General features: G+C 69.6%; 14 protein-coding genes and 1 pseudogene. 6 read left to right on the forward strand and 9 right to left on the reverse strand.

The genetic code is table 11. The features are described from left to right. Window positions 1–343: 343 nt before the first annotated feature. From V2J85_RS14770 to V2J85_RS14790, 5 genes are all read right to left on the reverse strand, one after another. The gene (locus tag V2J85_RS14770) at window positions 344–985 is read right to left on the reverse strand and encodes a DUF998 domain-containing protein (RefSeq protein WP_330821833.1); all 642 of its coding nucleotides are present in this window, start codon (window positions 983–985) and stop codon (window positions 344–346) included. Between the two features lie 334 nt (window positions 986–1319). After that, the gene (locus V2J85_RS14775; RefSeq protein ID WP_261958181.1) at window positions 1320–2186 is read right to left on the reverse strand and encodes a substrate-binding periplasmic protein; all 867 of its coding nucleotides are present in this window, start codon (window positions 2184–2186) and stop codon (window positions 1320–1322) included. Between the two features lie 29 nt (window positions 2187–2215). Further along, window positions 2216–2974 (reverse strand): amino acid ABC transporter ATP-binding protein, encoded by a 759-nt coding sequence (locus V2J85_RS14780; protein ID WP_261958180.1) that lies wholly within the window; start codon window positions 2972–2974, stop codon window positions 2216–2218. Further along, entirely contained in the window at window positions 2971–3774 is an 804-nt protein-coding gene (locus tag V2J85_RS14785) for an amino acid ABC transporter permease (RefSeq protein ID WP_330821834.1), read from the reverse strand. Before V2J85_RS14785 ends, V2J85_RS14780 begins: the two co-directional genes overlap by 4 nt. Continuing rightward, window positions 3774–4979 (reverse strand): M20 family metallopeptidase, encoded by a 1206-nt coding sequence (locus V2J85_RS14790; RefSeq protein ID WP_330821835.1) that lies wholly within the window; start codon window positions 4977–4979, stop codon window positions 3774–3776. Before V2J85_RS14790 ends, V2J85_RS14785 begins: the two co-directional genes overlap by 1 nt. Window positions 4980–5103: 124 nt before the next feature. Here V2J85_RS14790 and V2J85_RS14795 point away from each other — a divergent pair, with 124 nt between their 5' ends. Beyond that, window positions 5104–6231, forward strand: coding sequence for an ArsR/SmtB family transcription factor (locus V2J85_RS14795; RefSeq protein WP_330821836.1), 1128 nt, complete (start codon window positions 5104–5106; stop codon window positions 6229–6231). Between the two features lie 644 nt (window positions 6232–6875). On the opposite strand, the gene V2J85_RS14800 is transcribed toward V2J85_RS14795, so the two are convergent. Next, the gene (locus V2J85_RS14800) at window positions 6876–8291 is read right to left on the reverse strand and encodes a DEAD/DEAH box helicase (RefSeq protein WP_330821837.1); all 1416 of its coding nucleotides are present in this window, start codon (window positions 8289–8291) and stop codon (window positions 6876–6878) included. 948 nt (window positions 8292–9239) lie between these two features. On the opposite strand from V2J85_RS14800, the gene V2J85_RS14805 reads away from it, so the two are divergent. Then, complete coding sequence (locus V2J85_RS14805) at window positions 9240–9737, forward strand: N-acetyltransferase (RefSeq protein ID WP_330821838.1); 498 nt, start codon at window positions 9240–9242, stop codon at window positions 9735–9737. A gap of 348 nt (window positions 9738–10085) precedes the next feature. Beyond that, window positions 10086–10235: pseudogene (locus tag V2J85_RS14810) on the forward strand (IS21-like element helper ATPase IstB); the annotation flags it as partial. A 281-nt stretch (window positions 10236–10516) separates the two neighbouring features. Here V2J85_RS14810 and V2J85_RS14815 read toward each other — a convergent pair. Beyond that, the gene (locus V2J85_RS14815) at window positions 10517–10675 is read right to left on the reverse strand and encodes a hypothetical protein (protein WP_330821839.1); all 159 of its coding nucleotides are present in this window, start codon (window positions 10673–10675) and stop codon (window positions 10517–10519) included. Window positions 10676–10692: 17 nt separating this feature from the next. After that, on the reverse strand, window positions 10693–11151 hold the full coding sequence (locus V2J85_RS14820; protein WP_261958173.1) for a MarR family winged helix-turn-helix transcriptional regulator: 459 nt from the start codon (window positions 11149–11151) through the stop codon (window positions 10693–10695). A gap of 61 nt (window positions 11152–11212) precedes the next feature. Between V2J85_RS14820 and V2J85_RS14825 the strand changes: the two genes are divergently transcribed. Then, window positions 11213–12124 (forward strand): LLM class flavin-dependent oxidoreductase, encoded by a 912-nt coding sequence (locus V2J85_RS14825; protein WP_261958172.1) that lies wholly within the window; start codon window positions 11213–11215, stop codon window positions 12122–12124. Between the two features lie 26 nt (window positions 12125–12150). Here V2J85_RS14825 and V2J85_RS14830 read toward each other — a convergent pair whose 3' ends face one another. Beyond that, window positions 12151–12423, reverse strand: a complete 273-nt coding sequence (locus tag V2J85_RS14830) for a hypothetical protein (protein ID WP_261958171.1) — start codon at window positions 12421–12423, stop codon at window positions 12151–12153. Between the two features lie 34 nt (window positions 12424–12457). Between V2J85_RS14830 and V2J85_RS14835 the strand changes: the two genes are divergently transcribed. Further along, window positions 12458–13399, forward strand: a complete 942-nt coding sequence (locus tag V2J85_RS14835) for an ABC transporter ATP-binding protein (protein ID WP_261958170.1) — start codon at window positions 12458–12460, stop codon at window positions 13397–13399. Further along, window positions 13396–14763 carry an ABC transporter permease gene (locus V2J85_RS14840; protein ID WP_261958169.1) on the forward strand — a complete coding sequence of 456 codons (1368 nt, stop codon included), beginning with the start codon at window positions 13396–13398 and terminating at the stop codon, window positions 14761–14763. The genes V2J85_RS14835 and V2J85_RS14840 overlap by 4 nt, the downstream gene beginning before the upstream one ends. Window positions 14764–14765 lie beyond the last annotated feature (2 nt).

Raw genomic sequence — 14765 nt, forward strand, 5'->3', positions numbered from 1 at the left:
GTGAGACTTGAGACTTGCCGAGCCGGGAAATCCCATCGCTGCGTCCATGATCGGTCAGACACTGGGCTACCCGGTCAGGGCGCCTGCTGGTGTAGGGGAAGGTAGCGCGCCGAGAGGTACAAGGTGGCATGGGCATACCGGGACCTGGACGAGGCAACCCATGAACCGGGATTTCCCTCATGACGCAGCCTGGCGTACAAGACGGCAATAGTGCCGACCCGGGGGCGGACTGTCCGGCGCACTCACGGAAGAGGTGAGCTTTCTGCGTGAGCCTGGACTCCGCTTCTCGTACAGGGGCCGGCCCTCCCCGTACCTCTGCGTGGGCGCCCCGAGGAACGCGTCGTCACCCAACGCGCCGCGCACGATCGCTGCGAAGACTCGCCACTTCGCCCTCGTTGTCCGACCGGCGGCTACGGAGTATGGCGAGAGCCATGACGAGGCTCCACGCGTCCAGTGCGCAGGCCGCGATACGTTCCAGACCGCCCATTCCGATTCCGGGGTCGTGCTGGCCGAAGAACATCCAGGTCGCGAGTACCGCAGCGACAGCCATCGAGAGGGTTATGCTCCGCAGTCGGCCGAAGAGTGAGTCCCGGGAGGAAAATCCGGTGAGGAGAAGCCCGAGATTTCCCAGCCCCATGATGAGCAGTGCGCCCCCGACATGAAGATTCTCGTCGACATCTGCCGGAACAAGGCCGACCAGAACCCACCCACCGGCACTTACGGCGAGCAGAATTCGGGAACCAACCGATATCCCACCGCGGCCCCAGCACGCTCCCGCCAGCAGTATGCCGGCGAGCAGCAGTACACCGTGGACGGCGAAACTGGCGTTCATGGCGCCGTGCAGCGGCGAGCACACATATCGGGGCCGGGAGTCATCCCAGATCCGGCAGCCGACGTTGCCGAGATCGCTGATGTTGTTCTTCGCCCAGCTGAAGGGAGTGTGCCAGCCGGCCTCCACGACCAGTTGGACAACGAAGAACTGCACGGTGGCTACGACCCATGCGGCCGCACCAATCCTTGCTGTCGCGGAGGTGCGGTATTCGGAGTGCGATGCGGATCTCGTCTTCATCACGGCCTTTCAGGCGCCGAAACGGTCACTTTTCTGTCGTGAACGTTCTCAGCCGACGGGGTTCCTGCGCATCGCTGCGACGAGGGAGAAACGGAGCCCCAAGAGAGGGAGCCGGGTACTGGCTCTTTCGGGGGAGGCGCCGACCGAATGACGGAGGGAGTACAAGGGAGAGACAGGGAGGACAACGGTGGCCGGGCCGACGTACCCGTCGACCCGGCCGCCCTCGCCGACCTCCGCTCGGCCGCTGTGCTTACTTCGCGGGAGCCAGATCGGTTCCCGCGACCTGCTTGGCGAGGTGGGGGTGCTTCTTGATCAGGTCGGCGGCGATGGGGTCCTGGAAGTACTTCTTGTACATCTTGACGTAGGTGCCGTCGTCGATCATTGCGTCGATCTGGGCGTCGATGTCCTTGAGGAGCTTCGGGTCGCCGTTCTTGCGCAGCGGGAAGGCGCTGCCTTGAAGGCTGTCCTGCTCGACAGCTATGCGTACGGGCTGCTTCTTGACGTACTCGTCGGCATCGGCGCCGCCGAGGACGATCGCCTCGACGCCGCCGGAAAGCAGTTGGGAGATCAGCGCCGTCTGGTCCTTGAACTGCACGAGCTTCGCCTTGGGCATCTTCTTGGCGATGAAGGCTTCCTGGACCGCGCCGCTGACGACTCCGACCCGCTTGCCGTCGAAGTCCGAGAGGCGCGTCTCCGTGCCGCTCTTCTTGGTCACCACGGAGGTGAAGCCCCAGTAGTACGGCGTGGTGAAGGAGACCTGCTTGGCGCGCTCGGCAGTGGCGCCCACGCCCGCGACGCCGATGTCGTACTGCCCTGCGGACAGCCCCGCGAGGATGCCCTGCAGGTTCGTGGTCTTGTACCGGACCTTCACATCGAGGCGCTTGGCTGCCTCGTTCATCAGGTCGACGGCGAAGCCGGTGGGGTTGCCGGAGGCGTCGGTCATCGCGAAGGGCGGCTGCTCGGCCTGGGTGCCGGCGGTGATCACTCCGTTCTGTACCAGCTTGTACCGGGCGGTTGCCGCCTTCGCCGAACTGCTGTCGCCGCCGCAGGCGGTGAGGGGGAGCAGCATCGTGGCCGCGACGCCGGCGAGAAGTGATCTGCGCAGGGTGCTGTGCATGGGAGGGGCTCCTGTACGGGGGACGGCGTTCAGAGGACCTGGGAGAGGAACTGGCGCAGCCGGGGGTGGTCGGCGCGTTCGAAGATCCGGTCGGGGGTGTCGATCTCGGCGAGGCGGCCGTCGCACATGAAGGCGACGCGGTCGGCGGCCTCCCGGGCGAAGCCCATTTCGTGGGTGACGACGGCCATGGTCATGCCGGCCGATGCGAGGTCCCGCATCACGGCGAGCACGTCCTTGACCAGTTCGGGGTCGAGCGCGGAGGTGGCCTCGTCGAAGAGCATCACCTCGGGCTCCATGGCGAGCGCGCGGGCGATGGCGACGCGCTGCTGCTGGCCGCCGGACAGCTGGGCGGGCCGCCGGTCGGCGAAGGCCGCGAGGCCGACCTCCGCCAGGCGGCGCAGCGCGCGCTGCCGGGCCTGCTCGCGGTCCATGCCCTTGACCGCGGTCAGGGCGAGCGTGACATTGCGCTCGACGCTCATGTGCGGGAAGAGGTTGAAGTGCTGGAAGACCATGCCGATGCGGGCGCGGGCGGCGTCGACGTCGGCGCGCGCAGCCGTCAGACAGGTCTCGCCGAGCCAGATCTCGCCGGAGTCGGGAGTCTCCAGGAGGTTGAGGCACTTCAGGAGAGTGGACTTGCCGGAGCCGGAGGGACCGATCAGGCAGAGGGTCTCGCCGGCGCGTACGTCGATGGTGATGTCACGCAGCACGGTGTGGCTGCCGTAGCTCTTGCTGAGACCGGTGACCCGCAGTGCGGCAGGGGTGGCCGGGGCCTTGGTCATGGCGGTCATGCCTGCACTCCTGCGGTGGCCGAGACGGGGGTCGGGGGGACGTCCGCGTCGGCGACGGCCGGCGGGTTGCCGCCCTTCGGGCCTTCGCGCAGCCGCTTGTCGAGATGGTTGACGACGTACGTCAGCGGGATGGTCAGGCACAGGTAGCACAGGCCGGCGGCGATCAGCGGGGAGGAGTTGTAGGTGCGGGCGACCTCCTCCTGCGCGATGAAGTACAGCTCGCGCTGCCCGGCGGCGAGGCCGAGCAGGTACACCAGCGAGCTCTCCTTGATGTCCTTGACGAACTGACCGGCCATCGCCGGCAGCACACGCCGGATGCCCTGCGGCACCACGACCAGGCGCATCGCCTTGAGATAGCTCAGGCCGAGGCTGCGGGCCGCCTGGAGCTGGCCGGGGTCGACGCTCTGGATGCCGGAGCGGAAGATCTCCGCGGTGTACGCGCCGGAGATGATGCCGATCGCCAGGATGGCGTAGCCGAACGGGTCGGTGCCGAAGGGGCGGATGCCGGCGGCGGGCAGGCCCACACCGATCAGCATGACCGTGATGATCACGGGCAGGCCGCGGAAGATGTCGACGTACAGACGGGCGGGAAGCCGTATCCACCAGCGGTGCGACAACAGCAGCAGGGCCGCCAGCAGGGCGATGACGATGCCGACGACGATCGCACCGGCCGCGATGGTGAGGGTGTTGAGCAGCCCCTCGGTGATCAGCCTGGGGAAGGTCTGGGCGATCAGATCCCAGTTGAAGAACGTATTGACCAGGGCATTGGACGCCAGGTCCGGCTGGGAGGAAGGGTCCATCACGACTCCTGACGGCGATCGGGGGCACAAGCGGGGACGGATGCCTGGAACTCCTCGCGCACCGAGGTAAGGAATTCCGGGTCGTCGAGGAGGTCGAGGACCAGGGCCGCGAGGGCGGTCGCCATCGTTTCGGTCACGGCGTGGGCTTCCGGCGTACGGGCTGCCTCGCGCATCTGCGCGGAATGTCCGGGAGTCCCGCGGGGGCAGATCTGCACGTACGGATGGATCACAGGCATGTGCACGGACACATTACCGATGTCCGAGGAACCTGCCGGATTCGCGGGGGACGGCGGCTCCAGTTCCAGGCCGAGGCCGGCGGAGTGGACGGCGAGCCGGTCGGCCATCGTCATGTTGTTGTTGCGCTCGGTGTAACGGGGCGCGGTCTCGGCATGTTCGACCGTGGTACCGGTGGCCAGCGCGGCACCCTCGGCAGCGGCGAGTACCCGGACCAGCAGCTCGTCGAGGGCTGCGGAGGTGGCCTCGCGTACGTAGATGTCCAGCTCGGCGCGCTCGGGCACGACGTTGGGGGCGTCGCCCCCGTGCGTCACGATGCCGTGGACACGGGCGGTCGGCGGGACGAACTGCCGCATCGAGTCGACCGCCGTGAGAAACAGCTGCGCGGCGGCGGCTGCGGAGCGGCCGTCCCAGGGCGCCTTGGCGGCATGGGCGGCGACGCCGTGGAAGGTCAGCCGCAGGTGGCTGGCGGCCAGCGCATGCCGGGCCCGCAGGCTGCGGTCGGCCGGATGGAACATCACCGCCGCGTCCACGCCCGCAAAGACGCCGCGCTCCAGCATGAGGATCTTGCCGCCGCCGCCCTCCTCACCCGGGGTGCCGATAACCTTCAGCATTCCGGCGTGGCCGGGCCGGACGGCGACCGCGGCGAGAGCGGCGATCAGGCCACCGGCGGCAATGAGGTTGTGGCCGCAGCCGTGACCGATGCCGGGCAGCGCGTCGTACTCCAGCAGCACCGCGATCGTCGGGCCGTCCGCCGCACCGCGGTGGGTGGCGGTGAAGGCGGTCGGCAAGTCCGCGACTCCTTTGTCCACCTCGAAGCCCGCCGCGGCGAGCCGGTCGGTGAGCTGCTCGACGGCGTAATACTCCTCGAACCGGGTCTCCGGCATGGCGTGCAGCTCGAGACTCAGCTCCTTCAGCGCAGGCCGGTGCTCGTACACGACGGCACGCAGATCGGGGAGAGGGGAATGCATGGACGCTCCGAGTGGTGCGACGTTCTGGGGTTGCCGGAACGCTAGGAGCTGCCCGGAGGGCTTCGACTATGGTTACCGCACTCGCGGTAAGTGGCCGAGGTGAGGCATGGGACAGGAGGCGACGATGAGCGTGGTCCTGATGCTTGCCGGAGCGGCCCCGTCCAGCGTGGTCGTCGGCGCCTCGCCACTGGCCGAACTGACGGCGGCGCTCCACGCCTACACGGAGGCCGAGCACCACCCCGCGACGATCCGCTGGGCCCGCAACCTGGACGCCGGGCTTGGAGGCGATGGCCCTGCCCACGACGAGGGGACGGTCGCGTCCCTGCCCGCGGGGCTTCGGCAGCGGATCATGGGCTGGGCGCCGCTGTGGGCCTCCTACCGCGCCCGGTACCTGCTGCCCCTGCGCGCGGCGGCAGACCGCCCGCTCGACGCCGAACTGGCAGATATCGCGGACCTGCCGCTCCCGCGCTTCGCCGAGCTCACCGGCTATGCGGTGCGCGGCGGCAACTCCGGAGCCCCGCTGGACCGGGTGCTGCACGACTCCACGCAGCGGGACGACCTGCTGGCCGCGGCCGAGCTGCGCTCCACAGCGCGAGCCGAGCTCGCCCGGCGGCTGCTCGACGCTCCCGACGAACTGCGCTCGGACCTGATCAACCTGCTGTCCCAGGCAGCCCAGGCCCTGGAGCCGGATCTGACGCGGGCAGCTCGTACGATCGCCACCCACGTGGCACGGCTCCGCGCGACCATCGAACGCAGCGGCCCTGGCCAGGCACTGGCCGGACTGGACCCCTCGGCCTCATACCGCAGCGGGCCACCCCGGGTCGTCTTCGACAAGTTCCACCACGGCATCGTGAACGTCGCCACCACGCGGCTTCTCGTGGTGCCCTCGGTCTTCGGCCGCCCCCATGTCCTGGTCAAGCACGAGCCGGGACCGATAGCCGTCATCCAGTACCCGCCGCTCACCGACGGCGCCGCACAGCCCAACTACGCGGATGTCCACCGTCGGCTCGAAGTCCTCCGCGACCCCGGCCGTCAGCGCATCGCCCGGGCCATCGCACGCGAACCCCTCACCCCCTCGGAACTGGCCGCCCGCAGCGGCATGACCCTCCCCCAGGTATCCCGCCACCTCGCCCGGCTGCGCCAGGCGGGCCTGGTGACGGTCGACCGCGCCGGCCGCCGTGCGTACTACCAACTGAGTCTGGAGCCGGTGCGCCGCATCGGCGATGATCTGCTCGCCGCACTCTTCCGCTGACCTCGGGGCACGGGAGACAAGTGCCACACGTTCAGCTCCGTTCTCCTCCCCATGATTCTGGCCACCAATCGGCGCTGGCGGACGGCGGCGGGGCGAGCAACACCCCCAGCCCCGATGGGGTTCCACTCTCCCGAACCTGCACATGTCTGAAGCGCAGCTGCCGGCACGCGGTGCTCGGCGAACACGTTCGACGAAGACGGTGTCCTTCCACTCCGCAGAGGGCTGGCACAGACTGGCCCCCTCTCCCCCGTTGCCCGCACTGGTCGTCAGCCCGAACCCGTGTCACCCGGTCCAGGCGAGTGCCGACCGGACCGTCGGGGAAGCGGCCCGGCCCTTCTCAGGGATGCTGCAACAGCCCGTCCATCAAGGTGAGTTGCTACGACGGGCCGCGTAAATACGGACGGCCCCGAACAGAGCTGCCACCACGAACCCGGCCCTGAGGGGGCGACCTGCGGGCTGGCGCCACGGAAGGAGGAGGCACAAGACCGTTGCCACCCCCAACGCAGATCGCCGCCCTGGCCCGGCTGTTCGCGTAGGGCAACGGCCTCGCCCCGGTTCCCGGCACCAGGCGCGTCGCCCGCGTGGAGGAGAACACCGCCGACGCCATCGAAGCTCAGGTCATCCGGCTATCAGCGCAGCGGCTCTCAGCCGCCGCGGCGCACCCGGGCCGCCTTGCGGGCCTCGGCGAGCTTACGGGCCTCGATGGCCTTGCGGGACTTGCCGCCGGTGCCGCGGGAGGTGTCCTTGCTGGTGCCCAGGCCGCGGAAGGGGGCGTTGGCGTTCTTGGCCCGGGGCGCGGCGGGCCCGCCGTCGAGCGGGATGCCGGAGGGGGTTTTGGCCCCGGTGATCCGGCTCAGCTCCGCCTCACCCGAGCGCACCTTGGTGATCGTCGGCTCGATGCCGGCCTCGGCCATCAGCCGGCTCACCTCGTGGCGCTGGCCGGACAGCACCAGCGTGACGACCCTGCCGGACTCCCCGGCCCGGGCGGTACGGCCCGCACGGTGCAGATAGTCCTTGGGGTCGGTGGGCGGGTCGACGTTGACCACGAGATCGAGGTCGTCGACGTGCAGACCACGAGCCGCGACATTGGTCGCCACCAGGACGGTGATCTGGCCGTTCTTGAACTGCGCGAGGGTGCGGGTGCGCTGCGGCTGGGACTTGCCGCTGTGCAGGGCCGCGGCGTGCACTCCGCTGGCCCGCAAATGCCGGGTGAGCTGGTCGACGGCGTGCTTGGTGTCCAGGAACAGCAGCACGCGGCCGTCGCGGGCGGCGATCTCCGTGGTGACGGCGTACCGGTCGGGGCCGTGAACGACCAGCACATGGTGGTCCATCGTCGTGACCGCGCCCGCGGACGGGTCGACCGAGTGGACAACAGGGTCGTGGAGGTAGCGGCGGACCAGATGGTCGACGTCGCGGTCCAAGGTGGCCGAGAACAGCATCCGCTGGCCGTCGCTATGCACCTGGTCGAGCACCTCGGTGACTTGCGGCAGGAAGCCCATGTCGCACATCTGGTCGGCCTCGTCGAGGACGGTGATCCGTACCCGTCCCAGGCGGCAGGCCTTGCGCTCGATGAGGTCGTGCAGTCGGCCAGGGGTGGCGACGACAACCTCGGCCCCGTCGCGCAGCGCAGCGGCCTGTCGGCCGATCGACATGCCGCCGACGACCGTGGCCATCCGCAGCCGGAGCGCGTCGGCATACGGCGCCAGCGCCTCGGTGACCTGCTGGGCCAGCTCCCGGGTAGGCACGAGGATCAGGGCGAGGGGCTGTTTCGGCTCCGCGCGCCGCCCAGCCGTCCGTGCGAGCAGCGGCAGGCCGAAGGCGAGCGTCTTTCCCGACCCGGTGCGTCCGCGCCCCAGGACGTCGCGTCCCGCGAGGGCGTTGGGCAGCGTGGCTGCCTGGATCGGGAAGGGCTCGCGCAGGCCGAGCTCGGTGAGCGTTCGCAGCACCTCGGCCGGCAGTTCCAGGTCGGCGAAGGAGGCGACCGGCGACATCGTCGGGGTGAGGGGAACTGGCCGGGCAAGGTCGCCGTGCGAGGTGCCGAGGCGGTCCGGGTGATTCATGAAGAGCCTTCCGCATGGGGAACGTACCGAGGAAGGCCCGGCAGGAATGAGCAGCCGACGAACAAGGGAACCGGCTGGGCAGAATGGCCAGCCGGCACGGCCGTGCAAACGTTTGAGGCTAACACGAGAGGAAAGTACGACCCGGCACTGTGGTACCGATCACTCCGCAGCCGTCGGTGACGCAACACAGACTCAGAGCCACTTCCGACGTGTGCGGCCGAGTTCCCTATCAGGGCGTAGTCATCACGGAAGAGCCGCCAGCATCACCTTCACATAGCCCTCTGGCAGAGTGCGACCAGGCCTGCGGTGCCACCAGCGGGAGCCGGCACACCAGGCACCTCGTGAGGGGACAGGGCGCAATCCGATTCCGCCCCAGCTGCCTCACCATCCGCCCGTCCAGACGACCACAGCGGCAGACTCGCAGAAGTGAGCTTCTTCGGTGGCGCAGGCTTCTCCCACCGGCGGATGACGTCGCCCAACAGCGGCCTGGCGAGCCGGAGCTGGGCGTCTGCGGCGATCACCAGCCAGGTCCAGCGGTCGACTGCGGCTGAGCCGCGAATCCGCAGCCCGGCCCGGCCGAGGGCCTGTTCGAGCATCCGGAACCTGTGCTCCGGGTCGAATCTCCGCAGGAAGGACTGCCAACAGCGGCCGACGCCCGCCGTGGTGGCGTCGGCGCCCGACCACCACAACCACGGTGAATGACGAAACGGCGGGCGCCGACTCACGCGTGTGCCCGTGCCATCCGCAAGGGTGGAGGTGGCGGGAAGGAACCCGCCGTTTTCGGAGGGCGCTCCGGGCGTGTCACACGCTGAGCGCGTCGCTCGCACACGGGCCCAACGCAGCACTGCCAGCGCACGATCCCGTCCGTGTCGAAGCTCGGTGGCCGTCCGCCGTGGCGCCCCTTCCGACCGGATCATCCCGCGCCGACCGGCTGTAGCCTCGGGCCTTATGAGTTGGCTGCCTGACGATTTCGTCCACCCCGTCTACGTGGCCGTGCCCGACACCGCGCTTCACCTGCGGCCTATCCGGGAAGCGGACACCGCGCTCGACTACCCCGCCGTGATGGGCTCCCGAGAACGCCTGTGGGAGATCTTCGGCCCGGCCTGGGGCTGGCCCAACGAGACAATGACCTATGAAGCGGACCGCATCGACTTGCTGCGGCACGAAAAGGAGATAGCCGCGCACCAGTCGTTCAACTACGCGCTGCTCAACGCGGAAGAGACGGCGCTCCTCGGCTGCGTCTACATCGACCCGCCCGAGCGCACCGGCTCCGACGCAGAAGTCTGCTGGTGGGTGGTGGACAACCTCGCCGGCAGCGAAGTGGAGCGCGCGCTCGACGTGCTGGTCCCGCAGTGGATCACCGCTGACTGGCCCTTCCAGCAGCCCCGTTACCTGGGCCGCGACATTACCTGGCAGGACTGGCTCGCACTGCCGCGCACCTCGTGACACACCCGAGACGGCTCTTGGATCAGGTCCTTCAAGAACGCCTGATCGTTGCGTGGATCTGCCGTTGACGGATGCCCAGTGGACATGAATCGAGCCGCTGCTCCCCGACCGGTCGCCGCACCGCGGCGGCCGATGGCGCGGTCAACGGAAGGGGATCGACCCGATCGGAGGGGCTCGGCAGCAGCACCATGTGATCAGAGCTCGAACATCTGGCCCGGGCGGCCGGCCTCGCGCTTGCAGCGCCTTGAGAACCGGGGTGCTATCGAGAGATCCAACGAGGACCTCAGGAACGGATACAGGCAGGTCGCAGCAGCGACTCTCGTGAGGGAACAAGTGCCGGCCCCAGATGGGTGGATGAACACCTTCACCGATCCCCGTCTCTGCGCGGCCAGCGCCGCCCCACTCACCCGCAACGGCGCGATCATCGAGACGGGCACCGGCTCCTACCGGCTCGCCAGCACCCCAGCCAGCACGGAACAGCGCACTGCTGCCGAATGACTTGAACGGCGCGTGCCGGGCCGCCGTCCACCAGCCAGGATGGCAGGCGGCCCCATCCTGGCCGGGCCGTCAGCCGCGGCACTCATCGCCCGTCTTCGGCCAATACGGCGTAGGCCGGGGACGCCGCAGTGCTCGCAGGAACCATTCGGGCAGGTCCTGGGGTACGGGAGGGGGTAACTGACCACCCTGCCAACGGTGTTGACCGGGACGCTGTTCGGCCGGCTGGACGTTTCGGCGGCGTTGTCATCGCCGGCCTGCCGGTACCAGCCGGCCAGTTGCTCCTACGGCTGGTCGGCGTAGGCCAGGTGCCTCCGCATCCACGCCACGCGACGCTCCACGGAGTGCACCTGGAGCTCGCCGGCCAACCCGCCCTCCATGGCGAGTCCGCCGGCCGCGCGAGCCCAGTCGCCGGGGTGTGAGATCACCGCGTCGCTGAGCATCAGCTCACCGAGGGCCTTCAGGCCCCGTCCGGAGTTCTGATCAGCACCTGCAACGCCTTCACCAGGCGCACCGCGTCCTTCTCGCCGAGTGGGGCGAGAAACTCTCGTTCCGCCGCCTCGCGGGCGTCCTCCGCATCGGCCCGCGCCCGTTTGCCCCGCTCCGTCAACTCAACGACATTGCGGCGGCGGTCCTCTTCGCTGCGGCGCCGCTCCACCAACCCCTTGTCCTCCAGCGCGTCGACGAGCGCGACCATCGTCGTGCGGTCCACGCCCAGCCGCCGCGCGGCCTCCAGTTGCGACAGCGGACGACCCGCCGCCAGCACCGCGAGCACCGCCAACTCCCGTGCATCCAGCCCGTACGGGGCAAGTGCGGGCCCGGCATGCTCGGCCAGCCGCAGCTGCGCGTGCTTCAGCAGGTAGCCCAGCCGCGCGCCGAGCAGCTCCTCGACCGTGGCCCCTTCATCATTCTCCGCCATCCCAAAATCTTAGCCATCGCCTGATAGTCAGGACAGCTGACGATCAACTACCCTGATGGCTATGCTCATTGACGCACCGCACCGCGCGCTCCGCTTCGGCGTCAAGACGACGCCCATGCACCTGGCCTACGACGACATCCTCCGCGTCTGGGAGGAGGCCGACGAACTACCCGAACTCGACGACGCCTGGCTGTGGGACCACCTGATGCCGCTGGCCGGGCCGCCCGGCGGCGCTGTCCTGGAGGGCTGGACGCTCCTGGCCGCACTGGCCGCGCGCACCACACGACTCCGACTCGGTCTGCTCGTCACCAGCAACATGCTGCGCGCCCCCGCCCACCTCGGAAAGATCGCCACCACCGTGGACGTGATCTCCAAAGGGCGCCTGATCATGGGCCTGGGCGTTGGCGGCACCCGACAGCCCGACGGCCCCAATCCGGCCGTCGCCGAGTACGCCGCCTACGGCCTCCCGCTCCCGAGTCCCGGTGAGGGCCTGGCCCGCCTCACCGAGACGATCACCATCCTGCGCCGCATGTGGACCGAGGAGGTCTTCGATCACGACGGCCCCTTCACCACCCTGCGCGGCACCCGCAACGGCCCCGGCCCGGTCCGACCCGGCGGCCCACCGCTGCTGCTCGGCGGCTGGGGCGACCGCACACTGCGCATCATCGCCGAGCACGCCGACATCTGGAACGTCCCCGGCCCGCCCCACAACGGCACCGACTGGATCGCCGAACGCGCCCGCGTCCTGGACGCGCACTGCGCGGCGATCGGCCGCGACCCCGCCGAAATCACCCGATCCGCGCAGATCATCGTCGACTACGCCGACCCCGCCGCCACCCGCGCCCACGTCCGTGCACTCGCCGCCGCCGGCATCCGGCACGTCGTGCTCGCGCTGCCCCGTCCCTATCCGGACAAGGCGGCCCGCTGGCTCGTCGACGAGATCGTCACCCCTGTCCGGGAGAACGACGCTTGACGGTGCCTGCATTACACGGCTGCGCATCACGCCCTGCTCGCGACAGGCTCCGGAGCGGCGGTGTCCGGCAGGCGGGGCACGGTGGCCCGGTGTCCCACGGCCGCCAGTCGTTCGGTCAGGTACGGGAACCAGACGCTGTCGTCGCTGGACACGATCTCTCGGGCGGGCAGCGGGCCGGGGCGGGCCTTGTCACCCCGGCGCTCCTCGGTGCCCGCCCGGGCATCGTCGCGGTGCTGCCGGTCGTCAACAGTTCCATGAGCATTCAACTGACTGCATCTGGTCATCGTTGTGCCGCGCATCTACGGTCCTTGAGGCTTTCGAAGGAAGGGACTCATGGACGCACTCCTCGCAGTCCGGGCTCGCGGGATCACCAAGTGCTTCGGAGATGTCGTCGCGCTCGACGGCGTCGACCTGGAGGTGACGCAGGGGCAGATTCACGGCCTGGCCGGACCGAACGGCGCCGGCAAGACGACCTTGCTCGGCCTCCTGCTGGGTCTGGCCGTCGCCGACAGCGGCAGTCTCGACATGTGGGGTACACCGGTCCGACGGACGCTCGACGCGCCCGACGGAGTCGCGGGCTTCGTGGACGGACCCGGTCTCTACCCCTCGCTCACCGCCCGGCAGAACCTCGCCGCGCTGGCCGCGCTCCGCGGTGACGACGCACGGACGACGGCGATCGACGACGCGCTTGCGCAGGTCGGGCTCACCGATGTCGCCGACGATCGGGCCCGCGGCTTCTCCCTCGGCATGCGACAGCGGTTGGGGCTGGCCGCGGCGCTGCTCACCAAGCCCCGGCTGCTGGTGCTTGACGAGCCGTCCAACGGCCTGGACCCGGCCGGCAAAAAGCACGTACACGGTGTCCTGACCCGGCTCGCGGCGGACGGCACCAGCGTCGTGCTCTCCAGTCACCGCATGGACGACCTCGAGGCCCTGTGCTCCGACGTCACCATCCTCGCCACCGGGCGGGTCGTCTTCTCCGGGCCGCTGAGCAAGCTGGCCCCCGAGGAGCAGGAACTCGACTACCGGGTACGCACCTCCGACGCGCACGCCGCCCGCCAACTGGCTGCCGAAACGGCCGGGATCCGCCTTGTCGACGATACCGGGGCGCGATACGACGCGAAGGTACTCGTCGTACGCGCGCAGGCCGCTGCCCTCGACCAACTGGTGGTGCGGCTGGTGCAGGCGGGCGTCGCAGTACGCGAGCTCTCCCCCCTGGTATCGCCGCTCGAGGCAGCGTTCCTCGCCCTCACCGCACCTGAGGAGGCCGGACGATGACCGCCACCCTCACCCACGCCCAGCCCCACGGTGCCGGTACCCGCCGCGCCTCGGTGGCGCGTTGCTACCGCTTCGAGCTGGTCAAGCTGGTCTCGCAGTGGCGGATCCGCCTGCTGGTTCTCGCCTGCTGGATCGCGCCGGCGCTCTTCGTCGCCGCGGTGAGCCAACAGAGCTCGCTCCCCGTCGACACCCTTTTCGGCCGCTGGATGCACGCCACGGGATGGGCCGGACCGCTGGTGATGCTCGGTTTCGCGGGCACCTGGGCGCTTCCGCTGCTGACCTCGGTGGTCGCCGGCGACGTCTTCGCGGCCGAGGACCGACTCGGCACCTGGCGCCACCTGCTCGTGGCGGTCCGGTCCCCCAGGCGGATCTTCGCCGCGAAGGCGTTCGCCAGCCTCACCGTCCTCCTGCTGCTCGTGGCCGGAATGGCCTGTTCCAGCGCGGCCGGTGGAGCCGTGGCGGTCGGCAACCAGCCACTGGTCGGCCTCGACGGCCACCTGCTGACGCCGACGGACGCCGCCGTCAAGGTCCTGCTCGCCTGGGTCTGCGTCCTCGCTCCGACACTCGCCCTCGCCGGAATCGGACTGCTCGGCTCCGTCGCCCTGGGGCGCTCCCCGATGGGACTGCTGCTGCCCGTGCTCGTCGCCCTCGCGATGCAGCTCGCCCAGATGATGCCACTGCCCGTCGCCGTACGCCTCGCCCTGCCCAGCTACGCCTTCATCGCCTGGAGTGGTCTGTTCACCGGCCCGGCCCAGCTCGCCCCGCTCCTGATCGGCATCGGTGTCAGCCTGGCATGGGCCGTGCTGGCGACAGTGCTGGCCTATCTGCTGTTCCTGCGGCGCGACTTCACGAACCTGAGCTACGACGGCTCGGGGCGCCGCGCGGTCACCGTCGGAGTGCTGCCGCTGATCGGGCTGGTCGCCGTGACGGCGGCGGTCCTCACCACGTCGATCACGGCCACGGCGACCGGCTCCGGGATCGGGCAGGACAAGGTGCAACGCTCGGTCGCCACGGCATTCGCCCACCTGTACCGCATGCAGACCGAGCAACTCCACCGGCCCGCCGTCACCGAGGCCCAGCTGAAAGCCACGGCGACGTGCAACAAGGGCAGCCTCCAGGTCGCCGCGCAGGGACCGGGCAACGACTGGCGCTGCGTCGTCTCCTGGCATCTCCCCGGCGTCCAGGCCGTGGGGCAGGCCATCTATCAGCTCGACGTGACCCCGGACGGGCGGTACATGGCCGATGGCGATGGACCGAAGGAAGTCAACGGCTACTTCCTGGTGCGGACCCCGGAGGGGGACACACCGAACCCGTTGTGGCAGTTCGACGGCAATGTCGAACTTCTCTCCACCTCGAAGGGATGACT

This window comes from Streptomyces bugieae (assembly GCF_036352915.1).
Lineage (GTDB): Bacteria > Actinomycetota > Actinomycetes > Streptomycetales > Streptomycetaceae > Streptomyces > Streptomyces endophytica.